Below are 18,018 nucleotides of genomic sequence, written 5' to 3' on the forward strand. Positions count from 1 at the left end.
TGCAACGAGGGAAACCGTCAAACCGAATCGCGCAACGGCTCCCCGACCCGCAGCAGCGCCAAGGTGATGTTGTCGTTGCCGCCGCGCTCGTTGGCGAGACGCACCAGAGCCTCGGCGGCGGGCTCGAGGTCGTTGCCGAAACTCGCCGTCAGCACCTGACACAACCAGTCTTCGGGAACCATGCCCGTCAGACCGTCCGTACAGAACAGGAAGATGTCGCCGCGTGCGAGATCGGCAACCCCGCACGCGACCTTGACCTGCGAGGACGACCCGAGGGCGCGAGTCAGAATGTTGGCGCCAATCCCGTAACGGCGGGCATCCTCGCGGGTATTGAAGAATCCCTGATCGACGACCTCCTGAATGAACGAGTGATCGCGAGAAAGTTGCTCCAAACGCCCGTCACGCAACCGATACAGACGCGAATCACCCACATAGCCGAAAGCCAGCCAGTCGTCTCCGACAACCCCGACCACCACGGTTGTCCCCATCCCGGAGAGATCCGCCTCCGCTTTGCTCAGGGTCCAGATGGCGACGTTGGCGTCCTGGATCGCCGACTCGACAAAGGCCTCCGCCGCGTCCGGATGCAGTCGATAGGCCATGTGCTGTCGAAAACGCCTGGCGATCACCTCGGCCGCCAACGCACTCGCAACCTCACCCGCCCGGGCACCTCCGATACCGTCCGCGACGATCAAGAAGCCGAGCACGGGGTCGACGGCGACGGCATCCTCGTTGCCCGTTCGCACACGACCGCGGTCGGTGCGCCAGGCATACTCGAGGGTATGAACCGTCATGACGTCACCGCGCAACGATTCGATATCATCGCCTGCGCCAGACGCTCGAGGTTCAGGATCCGGCCGCCCCGTTGAGCTGGGCCGCCAGTCGCTTGGGCTCGACATAGCCCGGGATCATCTCGCCCGTCTCGGTGAGGATGGCCGGTGTCCCGCGCAAACCGAGCTCCGCGCCAAGCGCCATGTGCACATCGACCGGATTCTCGCAGGTCTTGTCCGGGATCGGCTTACCGGCTTTCGCATCGGTCATGGCCGAACGCTGCGCGGCGGCATCGCCGGCACACCAGACGGATACCGCCTCGGTGTATGCGGGACTACCCTGGCCGGCGCGCGGATAGAAGAGATAACGGACACGGATGCCCTCTTTGAGATACTCGTCGATCTGACCATGCAGCTTGCGGCAGTAGCCGCACTCGATGTCCGTGAAGACGGTTACGGTGTGCTTGGTCTCGTCCGGCTCGAAGACGACCATCTGAGCCTCCCCGACCTCGTCGACCAGGGATTTACGCGCCCCGGCCAGACGTGGTTCCGTCAGATCCTCGCGCGTCTTCAGATCGACGATCCGCCCGTCCACGAAATAACGTCCGTCCGCAGTCACGTACATCAATTGGGTGCCGACCATGACCTCGTAGAGCCCCTGCACGGGGGAGGCCGTCACGCTGTCGATCTCGACGCCCGGAACGATCTTGACCAGCGCCTCGCGAATGGTCTTCTCGGGCGATGCCCACGCGGACTGCGCGGCGAGCGTGAACACGGCAAGAGCGAGTGCGGAAAATCTTGCTTTCGTCATTGGATTCTTAATCTCTGAAGTTGGTGAACTGGATCGGCAAACCCCAGTCTTCGCCGCGCAGCAGTGCGATTGCGTCCTGGAGGTCATCGCGTTTTTTTCCGGAGACACGGACTTGGTCCCCCTGGATCTGTGCCTGCACCTTGGTCTTGCTCGCCTTGATGGACTTGACCATGCGCTTGGCGGTCTCGCTGTCGACACCCTGTTTGAGGGCGATCTCCTGTCGGGCCGCGCTGAGGTTCGTGACCGGGTCGCCGGGATCGAGCGCAGAGAGATCGATTTTTCGTTTGACCAGTTTTTGGCGAAGGATATCCATCATCTGCTGCAGGTGAAATTCCTGCTCGCCGATCATCAGGATCTTCCCGTCGCTCAGCTCGAAGCTGGCCTTCACGCCCTTGAAGTCGAACCGGGTGTCGATCTCGCGGTTGGCCTGGTCGACCGCGTTGCGGACCTCCTGCAGGTCGATCTCCGAGACGATGTCGAACGATGGCATAGCTTTTCTGACTCCGCACGCAATTCACCGAAGACGGCCATTGTGCGAGAAATCCCGCCAAAAGCGAACCGCCGGGTGATCCCTCGCACGCGATTCGCCGCCATCCTGCCTCAACCCCGCGGATGATGACGTGCGTGGAGCTGCTTCAAACGCTCACGCGCAACATGGGTGTAGATCTGTGTGGTTGAAAGGTCGCTGTGGCCCAAGAGCATCTGAACGACCCGAAGATCCGCGCCGTGATTGAGCAGGTGGGTGGCGAAGGCATGGCGCAGGGTGTGGGGCGACAGGGGTTTGAAGACGCCGGCCTCGAGCGCATAGCGCTTGATCAGCAGCCAGAACGTCTGGCGCGTCATGCACTCGCTGCGGCAGGTCGGGAACAAATAATCGGTCACGCGGCCACCGAGCAGCTCCGCACGCGGTCCGCGCAGATAGTCGAGCAGCCAGGATGTCGCCTCCTCTCCGAGCGGCACCAGCCGTTCCTTGTCGCCCTTGCCGACGATCCGCACGACGCCCTGCGTCAAACCGACCTGCCCGGTCGTCAGGGTCACCAGCTCGGTAACCCGTAGACCGCTCGCATAGAGCACCTCGAGCATGGTCCGGTCCCGGTGCCCCCGCGCATCGGCGGTATCCGGTGCACCCAGCAGGGCCTCCACCTCGAGCTCGCTCAGGCTCTTCGGCAGAGGTCGCCCCAGCTTCGGCGCCTCGACCCGGGCGCTCGGATCCTCGCGGATCACACCGCGCCGCAGCAGGTACTGATAGAACTGGCGCAGACAGGACAACAGACGCGCACTCGAGCGCGGCTTGCGGCCCTCCTGCGAGAGAACGACCAAGTAATCCAGCAGATCCAGCCGCTGCGCCTCGATCAGCGAACGGCCGCGCTCGCGCGCGACCCAAACGGCAAAGGCACGCAGATCCGACTGATAGGCCGCCAGCGTATTCGGACTCAGGCCCCGCTCGAGCCAGAGTGCATCGGCAAAACCCTCGATCACCCCCAGATCCGTAGACATCAGAGCGCGTCAGGGATAAGTCCACCGGGATACTCGGGCAGCGAGCCCGACTCAAACGCATCTCGTGAGCACGGACGCGGTTGACGTGCCTCGTGGGAGAGGAGCCAACGCTTGACCGCGAGCTTGCGTCCGCTCGTGTCGCCGGAGAAACCGCCGAGACCGTCGACGGCAACCACCCGATGGCAAGGCACCACGATCGGACAGGGATTGGCACGACAGGCCTGTCCGACCGCGCGTGGTGCGCTCCCCAGTTGTCGCGCGATCTCGCCGTAGGTGCGGGTCTCGCCCGAGGGGATTCGACTCAGCTCGGCCCAAACCCGCTGCTGAAAATCGGTGCCGTCGAGCACCACCGGGAGATCGAAACCGGTCGACCCCTTCTCGAAATAAGCCGCGAGCTGCAATCCGATCGCCGGCGGCATCGTTTCCGACGCCATCTCGACGCCTGCGCCCGGCGGGTCCAAATCAACCCCGATCAAGGTCTCGCCGTCCCAGCGGATGCCGATCGGGCCGATAGGGGTCTCGATAAGGGTCTGCGGCATGGTGTCTTCCTCCGATGGTGTCTCGGCAGCCGTCTTCGGCCGAGACGGCATCGGTTTATCTTAAACCGCGCTATCTCCAGCGGTCGTCAAAAACCGCCGGGGCAGATCCCATCCAAAAACATCGCCTACCGCACCGGGCGCGATTTAGCCCGCGCCGATGCACCGGAAAAGGGAACGAGACCTGTGGATAAGTCTGTGGGCGAGTTGTGCGATCGGGAATGAGGGCAACACCCATGTCACTGTTTCTTCGAAAGCCCCTAACCTAGAGCATCCGTATGATAATAATAAAAACAACGCATTAAAAATCCTTCCCGTCAACGATCAACCAGGCACGAGGCTCGCGACCCTTCCGCCGGCGCACGCCTTTCGGTGTGCATAACGTCTCCGCGGTTCGATCCGGGTTCGCACAAAAGTCAAGTCTCAAACAGGGGCATCGTCGCGAAGAGACCCGGTCGCGAAGGGGCGCGGTCGGCTTCATGGCCACCCGACCCAAGTGACGGCCGGCCCGATGCGGGATGCATCGACCGTTCGGATCGGTCAAGATAGACGGAATCAGCGACCTGTGGATAGACCCGACATGAGCGAACCCGATGACGGCCCCGATGATGGACTGCCGAGATTCTGGGAGACGACCCCACTCTCCGCCATGACCCCCGAGCAGTGGGAATCGCTCTGCGACGGCTGCGCGAAATGCTGTCTGGAGAAGTTCGAGGAAGAGGAGACCGGCGACATCATCTACTCGCGCGTCGCTTGCGCGCTCCTGGATCTCGACACCTGCAGGTGCAGCGATTACGCCGATCGGGCACGGCGCATGCCCGATTGCGTCACCCTGACACCGGCGGCACTGGCGTACTCGCGGTGGCTTCCGGAGACCTGTGCCTACCGACTGTTGGCCGAGAGTAAGCCGTTGCCGAACTGGCACCCCCTGATCACGGGCGATCCGAGCTCGGTCGTGGACGCCGGGCAGAGCCTGTACGGGCGGGCCATCAAGCCCGGGCCCAAGACAGACCCGCTGATGCATCTCATCGACTGGATCCGCTGAGCGCCGAAGGCCGCTGGAACCTTCGGCCTCTTTCGGTCGAATCGCCGACAGGGATTACGGCGTCGGGGTCTCGGAGAGCAGTCGAGTCAGGAGGGCGTATCCGCCGAGGGAGGATGACACCGGTGCGGGAATGCGCACCTCCCAGCCGTCGCCCGGCGCGAGCTGAAGCTCCGTATCGTCGCCTCTGCGCATCCGCTCCAAGCGGAATCGATGATTCCCGGACGGGGTCAACAACTCCAGCTCATCGCCCACCGCGAAGCGATTCTTGACCTTGACGTCCGCCCAGCCGTCGTGACTGCCGGTCACCTCGCCGACAAAGATCTGTCGCTGGTTGCGCGAGGCACCGTCGTCGTAGTTCTGCAGCGCGCTCGGGGCATGACGTCTGTAGAAACCCTCCGTGTAGCCGCGATTGGCGAGCCCTTCCAGATCGGTCAGTAGATCGCTGCGGAACGCTCGTCCGGCGAGTGCGTCGTCGATCGCGGCACGATAGACCTGGGCGGTGCGCGCGACATAGTAGTGCGACTTGGTCCGCCCCTCGATCTTCAGAGAATCGATTCCCATCGCCACCAGGCGCGCAACGTGCTCGACCGCGCGCAAATCGCGCGAGTTGAGGATGTAGGTGCCCTGCTCGTCCTCGAAGATCGGGAGATAGGAGCCCGGACGCTCTCGCTCCTCCAGCAGATAGACCTCGTCGGCGGCGGGATGCCGAGGGGCGCCCTCGCGGTCCCCCGCGACGCCCCTGGATAGGTCAGACATGGCCGCAAGCGGCTCGCTCGACGCCGCACTTGCCACGCGATAGTCCCACCGGCAAGCGTTGGTGCAAGCACCCTGGTTGGCGTCGCGATGATTGAAATAGCCCGACAACAGACAACGCCCCGAGTAGGCGATGCAGAGTGCGCCGTGCACGAAGACCTCGAGCTCGACCTCGGGACAGGCGTCGCGGATCTCCGCCACCTCGTCCAGCGACAGCTCGCGCGAGAGGATGACTCGCGAGACCCCCTGCGCCGCCCAGAAACGCACCGCAGCGGCATTGGTGGTGTTCGCCTGGACCGAGAGGTGGATGGCCTGATCCGGCCACCGCTCGCGCACCAGCATGATCAAGCCGGGATCGGCCATGATCAAGGCATCCGGAGCCATTGCGAGGATCGGATTCAGATCCGCGATGAAGCTCTTGAGCTTCGCACCGTGCGAGAGGATGTTGGCAGCGAGATAGAACCGCTTGCCTTCGGCATGCGCGTCGGTGATCGCGCTCGCGAGCGTCGCCCCGTCGAACGCATTGTTGCGCACCCGCAGGCTGTATCGCGGCAAGCCCGCATAGACCGCATCCGCCCCGTAGGCAAAGGCGTAGCGCATGGCGCACGGCGAACCCGCGGGCGAGAGCAGTTCCGGTCGCACGCGGCTCAACGCAGCTCGACCTGGAAACTCAACCGCTCGTCGGCGCCGAGCGTACGCTTGCGCAGGACCTCGACGGGCATCTTTTCACCCGGCCCCTTGTCGAGCAAGGCGATGCGCACGTCGGCATAGGCGCTTACCGGTTGATCGCCGATCTGCACGATGCGGTCCCCCTCCTGGATACCCGCGTCCTTTGCACCGCTCGTCTCGGCGAACCCCTGGATAAGCGCGCCGCCGCGATCGACGCCCGATTCGAGCATGACCCCGAGCAGACCGGAGGCCGGCAGCACAACCTCCCTCGGGTAGAGAAAGAAATCGGCCGCGGCCGGATCCATGGGACGCTGCGTCCCGTTGAGAATGATTGCCGTCGGGACGTCGAGACGGCGCGTCAGTCGGCTGGGGATGCCCTGCCCGTACTCGACATGACCGGATCCGGCCAAGACGACAAGCGTGCGGCCCGGGTTTGCCTCGAGATAGACCGCAGCACGCTCGGCCATCCCTTCGTCCCAGAGGAGCTGGACCTCGAGAAAGTTCTCCACATCCTGCTGGCGCTCGCCGGGGTGCATCGCGAATACGGCCTCGATACGCTCTCGGTAGGTCGGATCGCTGCGATCGATGTCGGCCGGGATTCGGGCGCGCTCGGCCTCGGTCAAGCCGGCGATCCCGACCTCGCCGACGCGCCGTGTGAGCTCGGCCTCGAGGTTCAGGGCAATGACCGGGATGCCATGCTCGCGGGCGAAGCGCAGGATGGGGCGGTAGAGCCGATAATCGAAACGCCAGCGGTCGAAGTATTCCGTGCGGCGCAGAAACTCCGCCTCGTCGATCTCGCCCGCGACATAGGCGTCGATCGCCGCCTGATAGGGCTGCTGGAAGAACTCCATCCCGATCGCCAGGGACTTGCCGCGTGCGTGCAGCCCTTCGATCACGGCCAGTTGGTTGAGGTGATCCTCGTAGCGGTCGTGGCTTTCGCCGACGAAGACGACACGCCGATCGGCAATGCGATCGAGCAGGTTGCTCATGTCCGAGAGTGCGGCGAGATCCAGGACATGGGTCTGCGGATCGGCCGCCTGCGCGGGGCCGGGGATCGCGTCCTGCGTCTTCGCAGGGGCGGAATCGGCACCGGCAACGGAGCCCAGCACAGCGGCGACGAAAAACAGCGAAAAACGAAGGTAAGACACGACTGAATCCTCTCTGGTCATGAGCCGACTCGGCCCGCATGTTGACTTACTCGGCGCGGTACGCGCCGGGTATAGCTCGGCGCACTGCGGACAGCTCGCTCGCGCTCCCGACCCTTCAACCGATTGGAACCTAGACTGATGCGAAACCGGTTCGTTTCAAGCCTCCTGCTGACGTTCTCGACACTTCTCGGGTCGACACACGTTGCCGCAGCGGCGCCGCTCGTCGCGCACGACCTGGACGCGCGTATCGACCCCGATGCGGGCACCCTGCAGGTGCGGGATACCCTGACATTCCCGGACGCTAGACCGGACTGGTTGCTGCTTCTTCACGCCGGAATGGAGCCCGAGGTCGCCTCCGGAAATGCGCGGATCGACGTCGCCGAACGTCTCGAGCATCTGACCGGCTACAGGCTTCGCATCACCGGCCCGGGCCCCGTCACGCTGGCCTACGAAGGGTCGATCCGCCACGCGCGCGAGCAGATCGCCGAAGGGATGGGGCGTGCCCGAGAATGGTCGCGCGGCACCATCTCCTCCGAAGGCGTCTTTCTCGACGGCAATAGCGGCTGGTATCCCCGCATCCCGGACAGCCTCCAAACCTTCTCGCTCGCGGTGACCCTGCCGCAGGGCTGGACCGCGGTCTCGCAGGGCGAGGGGCCGGGCGATCCGACGAGCGGACTCTCCACCTGGCGCGAGCCTCACCCGCAGGACGACATCTATCTGATCGCGGCGCCCTTCAAACGCTATGTCGAGCAGGTTCAGGCCGGAGACACCGCATTCGAAGCCCAAGTCTACTTGCGCGAGGCCGACGCCGGGCTCGCACAGGGCTATTTGGACGCGACCGAGCGCTACATCAACCTCTACTCCGAGTTGATCGGCGACTATCCCTTCGCCAAGTTCGCGCTGGTCGAGAATTTCTGGGAGACGGGTTACGGCATGCCCTCCTTCACGCTCCTCGGCCCACAAGTCATCCGTCTGCCGTTCATCGTCCACACCTCCTACCCCCACGAGATCCTCCACAACTGGTGGGGCAACGGGGTCTATGTCGACTATGCTGCGGGAAACTGGGCCGAAGGGCTCACGACCTATCTCGCCGATCACCTGCTGCGCGAGGCCGTCGGCGAGGGCTGGGTCTATCGGCGCGAGATGCTCAAGGGCTATGCCGATTATGTCCGGGACAGCAGCGATTTCCCGGTCGTGGACTTCCGCGGCCGGCACGGCGCGGCCTCCCAGGCGATCGGCTACGGCAAAAGCGCCATGCTCTTCCACATGCTGCGGCGCCAGCTCGGCGACGAGGCGTTCAAGGCCGGTCTTGCGCGTGTCTGGACAGACAACCGTTTCCGTGTCGCCGGCTTCGCTGATCTACGCCGCTCGTTCGAGGCCGCGAGCGGGCGCGACCTCGGAGACTTTTTCGCGACCTGGACGACGCGCATCGGCGCGCCGCGATTGCGCCTCTCGGAGGTCGCGGTCGTCCCCGCGGACGCGGGAGCCGCCGAGGGTTTCGAGCTGACCGGCCGGATCGAGCAGACCCAAGGCGGCGAGCCCTTTCCCGTGCGTGTCCCCGTAATCGTTCACCAAGAGACCGGAGACCCGATCAGTCTCGTCGTCGAGGTCGGCGGGCCGAGCGCTGACTTCAAGGTGCGCCTGCCGTCCGCGCCGATCCGGGTGGCGGTTGATCCCTGGTTCGACGTCTTCCGCGAGCTGCTTCCGGGTGAGACACCCGTCGCACTGAGCAACCTGTTCGGTTCCGAGCGCGGGCTCATGATCCTGCCCGCCGGAGCACCCGAGGCGCTCAAAGACGGCTACCGGGGCCTCGCCGAGGCATGGAAGACAGGCCACCCCGGCTGGGAGATCCGTTGGGACGATACCCTGACGTCTTTGCCCGACGACCGGGCGGTCTGGCTGATGGGCTGGGAGAGCCGCTGGATCGATCGCTTCGCGCAGTTGGCGCAGGGTGTCGCGCTGGAGCCCGAGCAACGCCGGCTCCGACTCGGCGACGAGGACAGGCTCGACGGCACGCAGGTCAGCCCCGTGCTCACGGCGTGGCAGGACCGACAGCCGCTCGGCTGGCTCGCCGCGAGCGACCCGGCCGCACTCCCCGGTATTGCGCGCAAGCTGCCGCACTACGGGAAATACAGCTATCTGATCTTCAGCGGCAGTGCGCCCGACAATCAGGTGAAGGGCCAATGGCCATCGGGCGATTCCGTGCTGGCGTCCTGGCTCGGCCCGAGACGTGCACTGGCGCCGGTCGCCGAGCCTCCCGCGCTAGTGCCCTGATCCGAGCGCTGCCACGCAATGATCAGAAAACTGCGGTACTTCACCTTCATCTTCGCGCCCATCGCGGTCGTCATCGTGCTCGGCGCCTGGTCACTTAAGCAAGCGGACGACACCCTCGCCATGGTCCGGCTCGAGTCGTCGGTGGATCTAGCCGTCGGACTCGGGGCGAACGCGCTGACCCGGCACCTGGATACGGTCCAGCGCGATCTTCGCTACCTCTCCGCCCAGGACGCACTCAAGCGCTTGATCCAGCACGGGAGCAGCGAGGCGCTCGCGCAGTTCACCCATGACGCCTTAGCCTTCTCGGATGCGGCGCGGATCTACGACCAGATCCGCTGGATCGACGAGCAGGGTGATGAGCGGGTCCGCATCGATCGTGTCGACGGGGTGGCCGTCGCGATCCCCCAAGCGCAGCTTCAGAACAAGAAGGACCGTTATTTCTTCACCGACACCATGGCCCTGGACCCCGGCGAGGTCTTCGTCTCGCCGCTCGACCTCAACATCGAGCAAGGCACGTTGCAGATCCCCTACAAGCCGATGCTCAGGTTTGCCACCCCGGTGGCCGACGCCTCCGGTAACCGGCGCGGCATCCTGATCCTCAACTATCTCGGCAAGACCATGCTCGATGAATTTGCCGCCGCGTCGAGCGGTCTGTCGGACGACACCATGCTCCTCAACGCCGAGGGTTACTGGCTGAAAAGCAAGGAGCCCGATGATGAATGGGGCTTTATGCTCGATCGCCCCGAGACCCTCGGCGCACGTTATCCGGATGTCTGGCCCCGCATTCACCGGTCCGAGCAGGGCCAATGGCTGGACCCTTCGGGCCTCTGGACCTGGCGATCGGTCTATCCGCTGAAATCCGGAACCGTCTCCAGTACCGGCACGGCCGCAGCGGCGGGGCCGAGCGGGGCTCGGGTGACCTCTCGAGACTATGTTTGGAAGGTGGTCTCGCACGTCTCCAACGATCAGCTCGCGACGCTCGGCACCCGGACAGCCAGTCGCTACGCCTGGATCGGTACAGCCCTGCTCGCTCTTCTGGCCCTGTTGAGCTGGCTGCTCGCCATCGCACTCGACGAGCAGGCCAGGGCGCGCAGGCTTCTGGAACGCCTGGCGACCACGGACGGACTCACCGGCCTGGCCAACCGCCGCTTCTTCATCGATCAGGTCAAGCAATACTGGGGCAGCTACCAACGTCGACCCGATGTCCCGGTCGGCGTTTTGATGATGGATCTCGACCGGTTCAAATCGGTCAACGACACCCACGGTCACGCTGCCGGGGATATGGTCCTGCAGCAGTTCGGGCGCATCCTGCGTAAATCACTGCGTCAGACCGACATCGCCGGTCGCATCGGCGGGGAGGAATTCTGCGTCTTGCTGCGCGGCAGCGCGGTGGAAGGGGCCCGCATCTATGCCGAGCGGATTCGTCGAGAGCTCGAAGCCGAGCAGATCCCGATCGGCGAGGTGCGCCTGACCGTCACCGTGAGCATCGGCGCGTCCGCCTTCATGCCTGACGACAGCATCCCGACCGCCGCGATGCAGCGGGCGGATGCCGCGCTTTACCGGGCAAAAGCAGCTGGGCGCAACCGCGTCGAGCTCGCCTGAACCGGGTGAACCGCTGGCAGAGTCATCGCAGATAGACCCCGTCCTCGCCGATCTTCCCGGGGCCGTCGAGGACGTAGATCCCGGCCGAGTTGGCCTTGACGTGAAAGATCAGACGACCGTGGCAGTCTTGCTCCTGGCCGGTCACGGCGTCGCGATAGATCCCCGGGCGGACCCTGTCGATCCCGATCTCCTGGTCCGAGCCGATGGCGAGACCGACCACCACATAGGTGCCGCTCTGCGGATGATCGCGCACGAAACGCATCCCGCTGCCCCATTCGGCGAGGTGGCTCAGACCTGCCTTCTGGAGTGCAGGAATCGCGCGGCGGATCAGGTTGAGGCGCTGGATGTGCCGATACAGCGGATGCGCTTGGGTCTGGGCGAGACGCTCGTCGCCGAGGTGATCGCCGAAATAGGCGCGCCCGGTCTGATGCAGTGTGTCGCGCTCGCCCTCCACATCCTGGGGCGCGCCCTTCATGAACTCGATCTCCTCCCCGAAATACAGACAGGGGATCCCGCGCACGGTCCAGATCAGGTTGTAGGCCGCGGCGGCCATCCACTGCTCGCCCTTGAAGCGGTATTTGAAATCGTTGTCCGGGCCGACGTCGTGGTTCTGCAAAAAGGTGACCAGCTGGGTCACGTCGCCGTAGATCCAGTCCATACCGAGGATCTGCGCGGTGCCGGCGTAGGTTCCTTTGCTGACGGTGTCGCGGAAGGTCGAGAAGAGACCGAAATCCAGCTGCGGGAAACCCGAGTCCCCGCCGGATTCCGGATCTTGGGGGTCATGACCGATACGCGTATACCACCAGGGCCGAATCTGCGAGGGACCGTTGTCGCCGCCGCCGAGATCGCCCCAGCCGTAGCCTTTCACCAGGTTCTCGCCGAACACGAAGAGACCTGGTTTGTGTGACTTCCAGGCGTTGATGTACTCGAGCAGGTTATCGCGCTCCACATGCTTCACGGTGTCGATGCGCAGCGCATCCACACCCATGTCCAGATACCGATTGATGGAGCCGATCAGATAGTCCTTGACGTTTTGGCGCTCGGTCGCCAGGTCGATGCAGTCCCCGGCCAGATGCTTGTGCTGGAGCGAATGCGGACTCTCCCAATCGCCGCCGCAGATGAAACCCTCCTGGTGATACCAGTCGGGATCCAGATCATTGGGGTCGACACCGAAGAAACGCCCCGGGTTGTAGCCGGGCTTGGGCACCGTCTCGCCGGTCTTGGGATCGACCAGCGGCTCGATGCCCTCCGGATCTCTGCCGTGGCGTTCGCGGTACCATCCGGGAGCGACCGGGTTGTCGATGTCGTCGCGATTCGGCCAAGCGTAATTGCCGAGATGACCCTGGTAGGGGCCGTGATCGACCTTGCCCTGCTCGGAGCCCTGCGGCACGTAATACTTGATCGGCAGATGGTCGATGTGCACCTGCCCGCGAATGCCGTATTGGCAGGAGTGGTTCACGACGACGTCCTGGATGATCTTGATGCCCTTGGAATGGGCTGCGTCGATCAGGTCCCGATAGGTCGCTCCCGGTGACTCGAGGCGCGGATCGATGCGGGTCCAGTCGTAAGGATGATAGCCGTGATAATCGAGACCGGAGCGGTTCTCCACCGGCGGGGTGATCCAGATGGCCGTGAAGCCGAGGTCGCGAATGTAGTCCAGGCGTTGGATCAGGCCCTTGAAATCGCCGCGCCAATGGGGATCGACCGGATTGCCGTTCGCGTCGAATTGGATGCGGTCGCGGCAGAAGAAATTGTTCGAGGGATCGCCGTCGTAGAAGCGCGTGGTGATCAGAAAATAGATGGTCTCCTCGCGGAAATCGCTCCGCTCGGCAACCGGGCGCAGCTCGGTGGTGTAGGTCGGCACGGGCCGAGCGGGAGGCGGCGGCGCGGCGGTCTTCACGGGGTGCACGCGATGCCCCGGACGATGGTCGTGCCAATGGCTCCGGGCATCGAGCCAGCCGTCGGCATCGCGAAAGTGATCGTGGGTCTGGTGACCTTCGCCGTCGGTGAAGACCAGATGCGCAGAACGGGTTCCGGGCAGACGGACCCGATACCAGTCGTCGTCGAGCACCTCCATCGGCACGCCGGGCCAATCGGTGCGAGGCCCGATCGGCTGAGCATCCCAAACGTGGGCGCGGACCAGCGAGCCCCAGCCCGCGCGGCGCTCGAAGTGGAGGATCAAATCAGACATCGAGAAGACTCCGTATCTCGTTGGTTCAAAGGAACAGTCCGCGGGGCAGCGGCACTCGGGGCCCCGCGACACGCCGAGGACGAACCCGCTTTAGCCCTGCGGCGGATGATTTTGCGCCGGCGTCATCGCGGCGGCGTGTTCGTCGGACTCGGCTCCTCCGTTCAGCCAGGCGACCAAGAGCTTGTAGCCGAGCACCAGGACGACCGACCCGACGAACAGCCCGATGATTCCGGCACTGAGGAAACCGCCGATGGCGCCGACAAAGATGACGGCCATCGGGACATCCACCCCGCGCCCGAGCAGAACGGGCTTGAGGATATGCTCCAGACTGTACACGAATAGACTCCACGCCAAAAACACGAGGAAGGTCAGGGTTCCGACCTGGAAGAAGACATAGATCAAGATCGCCACCGTGATCGGGAGGATCCCGATCTGCACCACGCACATCACCAGCGCCAGCAGTGCCCAGAGCCCGGCCGCGGGGACGCCGATCGCCAGCCACCCCAGACCCGCGAGGAGCGACTGAATCAGAGCCACACCGAGAATGCCCCGGGTCACGCTGCGAATGGTCGCCTCGGAGAGCTTGGCGAACTCGACGCCCCGCGCCCCCGCCAACCGCCGTGCAAAGGCCGCGCTGGCCCGTTGTCCGGCCTCGGCCTGCGCGAGCAGGAAGCCGGCGATCAGGATCGCCACCAGGATGTGCAGCACCCCCACGCCGGCCCCGCCGGCCACCCCGATCGTCCAACGCAGGGCGACCTTGAGCTCGGGCTCGATCTCGACGAGTACCGCCGTGAAATTCGACGAGCCCTCGGACCAGATGCGTGCAATGTCGTCTCCGATCAGCGGAAGCTGTGCGACGGCATCGGGCAAGGGCGGAATCTTCAGCGACTCGTGGCCGAAGGCACCGATGACCGTGTGCACCTCCCCGACGAGCGACGCACTGAGCAACAAGGCCGGCACCAGCAAGAGCGCGAAACAGAGCAAGCACATGATGACGGCAGCCAGGTTTCGCCGCCCGTTCAGAAGGTGCGTCAGCCGCTCGTAACCCGGATACAGTCCGATGGCGATGATGATCGCCCACGCAAAAGGCACGATAAAGGGCCGGACGATATCGAAGCACCAGGCGAGCAGGATGGCGAGTATCGCGATCCGGACGAATGCCTCGATTGTTCGGTCCAAAAAAATGCGATCCCCCTCGCCGTCCCGGTGCATGCTTAATCCCCCTTTTGTTCTTGAAGACAGCCTAGTTTGCCCGTTTAAACCGCACCCGGCACGCGCCGAACGATACCCCATCTGGAACGAGGTACTAGAGATCGCTCCACATGCGCACGAGGTTCGCGTAGGAACGATCGACGTAGGCGGTGCTGTCCTCTTGCGGTGCCGTCTTGAGCAAACGCTCGCGCGCGAGATTCAACTCGTAGAGCAGCTCTCGGCGTGCCGGATCGCGCACGTAGCTCTGGATCCAGGTCAGGGCGACCAGGCGCTCGCCGCGCGTCACCTCCAGCACGCGGTGCAGGCTCGAGGAGGGATAGACGACGGCATCGCCCGCGGCCGGCTTGACCCTCTGCTCGCCGAACGGGGTGCGGATGGACAGCTCGCCGCCGTCGTAGGACGCGGGCTCGTTGAGAAAGATCGTCATGGAGACATCCGAGCGGAAACGCGGCCCGGTCGTCCCCATGACGGGATCGTCGACATGCTCGCCGTAGGCCATGCCCCGGGTATAGCGGGCGACGATGGGGTCGGCCACCCGGTGCGGCAGGACGCCGAACCGAAAGGTCTCGTGATGGCCGAGACTCGCCATGATGATACGGATGAGCCGCTGCATGCGCTCGGGTTCGGACCGCATCTCTTCGTTGTGCTTGACCCGGCCCGCGGCGAAGCCGGCGGTCAGCTTGCCGTCGACAAAGGAGGCGTCGGCGATGATCTCGTGGATCTTGGCGATCTGTGCGCTATTGAGAAGCGCCGGGATGGTCAACAGCATGCTGTGCTCCGGAGGCGACGCGACGCGCATTGCACTCGCCGCGTCCGCAAGAATCGATCGGTATACTATCCGAGACCTTCACCAACGACGTACGAGGCGAACGATGCTCCTGAAAGCCATCATCGACGATCGGATCTACGAGCTCAACGTCCCCGATGGCCTGATCGGCCAGGCGCAGCCCTTCTTCGAGAGACTGGACCGGGATATGGACGCCGGCTGGCAGATGAGCCGGGAGTGGGTCGAAAAACCGGATCGGCTGCAGCGTTGCCAGATCGTCGCCGACAAGCTGTTGACTGCGCTCGAGTGCGAGAACGAAAAACTCGGGATGATGATGGCCGGCTATATCTTGGCACGCCTGCCCGGGGTCGAATCGGTCGAGCTCGACGTACAGGGCGAGATCCAGAACAACCGCTTCAACCTGACCGAGCATCGACCGAGCGAAGAGACGCCGCGGCCTGCGAAGCATCCCGGCGGCATCGGTCAGCTCGGCAAGCTCGAAGCGATGGAGCAGGCCGGCAAGGACGTGACGAAGGTCTTCAAGGTCGGTCGCGGCTGGCGCTTCTCGGTCTTCGACCACGCGACCGGAAGCTGGCAGGACTCGCCGCTCGCACCGACCGAGGACGACGCCTCGCGGTTGCGCCAAGAGGCCTTCAAGGCCCGTTACGAGGCCCTGCAACGCGGTCGCGATCACTGATCGGGTGCGGGCCTTTTCGAACCGGACGAGACGAACAGACCGATGGCCGACCTCTTCAGCGTCACTGCACCCTTGGCCCTGCGCTGCCCGAACGGCACGCGACTGGAATCCAACGAGGGCGCGGGCTACCCGGGCACCGAGCAGATCCGCGCCATCGCCCGTCGTCTCGGCGCCGCGGTCTGACCCGCCGATGAGCACTCTCGTGCAACTCGGCTGGGAGGGCTGGTTCAGCCTGGGCATCGTCGTGCTCTGCTTCGGGCTCTTCGCCTTCAGCCGCGCGGCACCGGATGTCGTCACCGCCGGCGCACTCACCCTGCTGCTGCTGTTCGGCATCCTGACCCCGACGGAGGCCCTAAGCGGTTTCTCCAATCCGGGCATGTTGACCGTCGGCGTGCTCTATGTGGTCGTCACGGGCCTCACCCAGACCGGCGCCGTCGGTTGGATCGGCCCGGGACTGCTCGGGCGCCCGCGCGGACCGACCGATGCGCGTCTGCGACTGATGTTGCCGGTCGCGGGTTTGAGCGCATTCCTGAACAACACGCCGGTCGTCGCCATCTTTATCCCGGCCGTGCAGGACTGGGCCAAGCGACACCGCCTGGAGCTCTCTCGCCTGCTCATCCCGCTCTCTTTCGCCAGCATCGTGGGCGGCACCTGTACCCTGATCGGCACCAGCACCAACCTGGTGGTCAACGGTCTCTATACGGAGCGCCTCGGCGGCGAGGGACTGGGCCTCTTCGAGCCGATCTGGATCGGCCTGCCGATCACGGTCGCGACGCTCGTCTTCATGCTCACGGCGGGACACTGGCTGCTCCCGAAACGGACCTCCGCTGCCGCCAGCTACGAGGATGTCCGCCAGTACACCTCCGAGATGCTGGTCGAGCCTGGCAGCCCGCTGATCGGCAAGAGCATCGAGGACGCCGGACTGCGCCAGCTCCCCGGGCTCTTCCTCATCGAGATCGAGCGCGGCGAGCAGGTGATGGCGGCGGTGTCCTCGCAGGAGGTGCTGCAGGCGAACGACCGGCTGGTCTTCGCGGGCATCCTGGATTCGGTGATGGACCTGCAGCGCACCCGCGGCCTGATCCCGGCGACCAACCAGGTCTTCAAGCTCGACGTGCCGCGCCCGGGCCGCTGCTTCGTCGAGGCCGTGCTGTCGGACAAGTCGCCCTTGGTCGGAAAGAGCGTCCGGGCCGGGCGGTTTCGCAACCGCTACGATGCCGTGATCATCGCGCTGGCGCGCAACGGCGAGCGGGTCGACCGCAAGATCGGCGATATCGTCCTGGCGCCGGGCGACACCCTCCTGCTCGAAACGCGCCCGGACTTCGTGGAGCAGCAGAAAAACTCGCGCGACTTTCTGCTGGTGAGCCAGATCGGGGATTCGCATCCGCTCAAGCACAAGCATGCGCCGGTCGCCATCGCCATCGTGGTCGCGATGGTGGCGGTCGTCACCCTGGGCTGGCTCAGCATGCTGGAGGCCGCACTGCTGGCCGCCGGGCTCATGATCCTCACGCGCTGCACCGACAGCCGCACCGCGCGGCGCTCGCCGGACTGGCAGGTGCTGGTGGTGATCGCGACATCCTTCGGCATCGGCGCCGCCTTGGAGAAAACGGGCGCGGCCTCCTTGGTGGCCGGCGGTCTGATCGGGCTGGCAAACGGAGATCCCTGGATCACGCTCGCCTTGGTCTTTACGGCGACCGCCCTCCTGACCTCGCTCGCGACCAACAACGTGGCGGCTGTGCTGGTGTTCCCGATCGCCGTGCAGGCGGCGCAAGCCATGGGCGTATCGCCCGAGCCCTTTATCCTGACCCTCATGGTCGCGGCATCCGCCAGCTTCGCCACACCCATCGGGTATCAGACCAACCTGATGGTGTTCAACGTCGGCGGCTACCGCTTCGGGGACTTCGTGCGGATCGGGGTCCCCTTGACCTTGGTCGTGGGGTTGGTGACGGTCCTGATCGTTCCGCTCGTCTGGTCCTTTTAGACCGCGCCCCACGCGGCATGCGATGTTTTGGATGGGATCGGCCCCGGCGGATTTGACGACTGCCGGAGACGG

16 protein-coding genes are annotated in these 18,018 nt (G+C 64.8%); 6 read left to right on the forward strand and 10 right to left on the reverse strand.

Annotation, left to right across the window (positions count from 1 at the left end; all coding sequences use genetic code 11):
* Positions 1-17 precede the first annotated feature (17 nt).
* From THIMADRAFT_RS16690 to THIMADRAFT_RS16710, 5 genes are all read right to left on the reverse strand, one after another.
* Positions 18-791, reverse strand: a complete 774-nt coding sequence (locus THIMADRAFT_RS16690; protein WP_007194251.1) for a PP2C family protein-serine/threonine phosphatase — start codon at positions 789-791, stop codon at positions 18-20.
* A 52-nt stretch (positions 792-843) separates the two neighbouring features.
* Positions 844-1,578 carry a DsbC family protein gene (locus tag THIMADRAFT_RS16695; protein ID WP_007194252.1) on the reverse strand — a complete coding sequence of 245 codons (735 nt, stop codon included), beginning with the start codon at positions 1,576-1,578 and terminating at the stop codon, positions 844-846.
* Positions 1,579-1,585: 7 nt separating this feature from the next.
* Positions 1,586-2,068, reverse strand: a complete 483-nt coding sequence (locus THIMADRAFT_RS16700) for a YajQ family cyclic di-GMP-binding protein (protein ID WP_007194253.1) — start codon at positions 2,066-2,068, stop codon at positions 1,586-1,588.
* Between the two features lie 110 nt (positions 2,069-2,178).
* A complete protein-coding gene (xerD, locus tag THIMADRAFT_RS16705) occupies positions 2,179-3,075 on the reverse strand; it encodes a site-specific tyrosine recombinase XerD (protein WP_007194254.1) in 897 nt (298 codons plus the stop codon).
* Positions 3,075-3,614: a methylated-DNA--[protein]-cysteine S-methyltransferase gene (locus tag THIMADRAFT_RS16710; RefSeq protein WP_007194255.1), complete on the reverse strand. Its 540-nt coding sequence runs from the start codon at positions 3,612-3,614 to the stop codon at positions 3,075-3,077. The genes xerD and THIMADRAFT_RS16710 overlap by 1 nt, the downstream gene beginning before the upstream one ends.
* A gap of 577 nt (positions 3,615-4,191) precedes the next feature.
* Between THIMADRAFT_RS16710 and THIMADRAFT_RS16715 the strand changes: the two genes are divergently transcribed.
* Positions 4,192-4,656, forward strand: a complete 465-nt coding sequence (locus THIMADRAFT_RS16715; protein ID WP_007194256.1) for a YcgN family cysteine cluster protein — start codon at positions 4,192-4,194, stop codon at positions 4,654-4,656.
* A gap of 54 nt (positions 4,657-4,710) precedes the next feature.
* Here THIMADRAFT_RS16715 and trhP read toward each other — a convergent pair whose 3' ends face one another.
* A complete protein-coding gene (gene trhP, locus THIMADRAFT_RS16720) occupies positions 4,711-6,009 on the reverse strand; it encodes a prephenate-dependent tRNA uridine(34) hydroxylase TrhP (protein ID WP_007194257.1) in 1,299 nt (432 codons plus the stop codon).
* 47 nt (positions 6,010-6,056) lie between these two features.
* Complete coding sequence (locus THIMADRAFT_RS16725) at positions 6,057-7,247, reverse strand: ChaN family lipoprotein (RefSeq protein ID WP_007194258.1); 1,191 nt, start codon at positions 7,245-7,247, stop codon at positions 6,057-6,059.
* A 117-nt stretch (positions 7,248-7,364) separates the two neighbouring features.
* Here THIMADRAFT_RS16725 and THIMADRAFT_RS16730 point away from each other — a divergent pair, with 117 nt between their 5' ends.
* Together THIMADRAFT_RS16730 and THIMADRAFT_RS16735 are read left to right on the forward strand one after the other, a co-directional pair.
* Positions 7,365-9,500 carry a M1 family metallopeptidase gene (locus THIMADRAFT_RS16730; protein WP_007194259.1) on the forward strand — a complete coding sequence of 712 codons (2,136 nt, stop codon included), beginning with the start codon at positions 7,365-7,367 and terminating at the stop codon, positions 9,498-9,500.
* Positions 9,501-9,518: 18 nt separating this feature from the next.
* Positions 9,519-11,102: a sensor domain-containing diguanylate cyclase gene (locus THIMADRAFT_RS16735; protein ID WP_007194260.1), complete on the forward strand. Its 1,584-nt coding sequence runs from the start codon at positions 9,519-9,521 to the stop codon at positions 11,100-11,102.
* A gap of 22 nt (positions 11,103-11,124) precedes the next feature.
* On the opposite strand, the gene THIMADRAFT_RS16740 is transcribed toward THIMADRAFT_RS16735, so the two are convergent.
* From THIMADRAFT_RS16740 to THIMADRAFT_RS16750, 3 genes are all read right to left on the reverse strand, one after another.
* Positions 11,125-13,293, reverse strand: a complete 2,169-nt coding sequence (locus tag THIMADRAFT_RS16740) for an alpha-amylase family glycosyl hydrolase (RefSeq protein WP_007194261.1) — start codon at positions 13,291-13,293, stop codon at positions 11,125-11,127.
* A 90-nt stretch (positions 13,294-13,383) separates the two neighbouring features.
* Positions 13,384-14,472, reverse strand: coding sequence for an AI-2E family transporter (locus THIMADRAFT_RS16745; RefSeq protein WP_233490275.1), 1,089 nt, complete (start codon positions 14,470-14,472; stop codon positions 13,384-13,386).
* Positions 14,473-14,599: 127 nt separating this feature from the next.
* Entirely contained in the window at positions 14,600-15,274 is a 675-nt protein-coding gene (locus tag THIMADRAFT_RS16750) for a Fe2+-dependent dioxygenase (RefSeq protein ID WP_007194263.1), read from the reverse strand.
* A gap of 103 nt (positions 15,275-15,377) precedes the next feature.
* On the opposite strand from THIMADRAFT_RS16750, the gene THIMADRAFT_RS16755 reads away from it, so the two are divergent.
* From THIMADRAFT_RS16755 to THIMADRAFT_RS16760, 3 genes are read left to right on the forward strand one after another with little or no spacing between them, the layout of a single operon-like run.
* Positions 15,378-15,968, forward strand: a complete 591-nt coding sequence (locus tag THIMADRAFT_RS16755) for a hypothetical protein (RefSeq protein ID WP_007194264.1) — start codon at positions 15,378-15,380, stop codon at positions 15,966-15,968.
* A 42-nt stretch (positions 15,969-16,010) separates the two neighbouring features.
* Positions 16,011-16,151: a hypothetical protein gene (locus THIMADRAFT_RS27150; RefSeq protein ID WP_007194265.1), complete on the forward strand. Its 141-nt coding sequence runs from the start codon at positions 16,011-16,013 to the stop codon at positions 16,149-16,151.
* A 7-nt stretch (positions 16,152-16,158) separates the two neighbouring features.
* Positions 16,159-17,946, forward strand: a complete 1,788-nt coding sequence (locus THIMADRAFT_RS16760) for an SLC13 family permease (protein ID WP_007194266.1) — start codon at positions 16,159-16,161, stop codon at positions 17,944-17,946.
* Positions 17,947-18,018: the final 72 nt, after the last annotated feature.

Origin of the sequence: Thiocapsa marina 5811, from assembly GCF_000223985.1 — a bacterium.
Lineage (GTDB): Bacteria > Pseudomonadota > Gammaproteobacteria > Chromatiales > Chromatiaceae > Thiocapsa > Thiocapsa marina.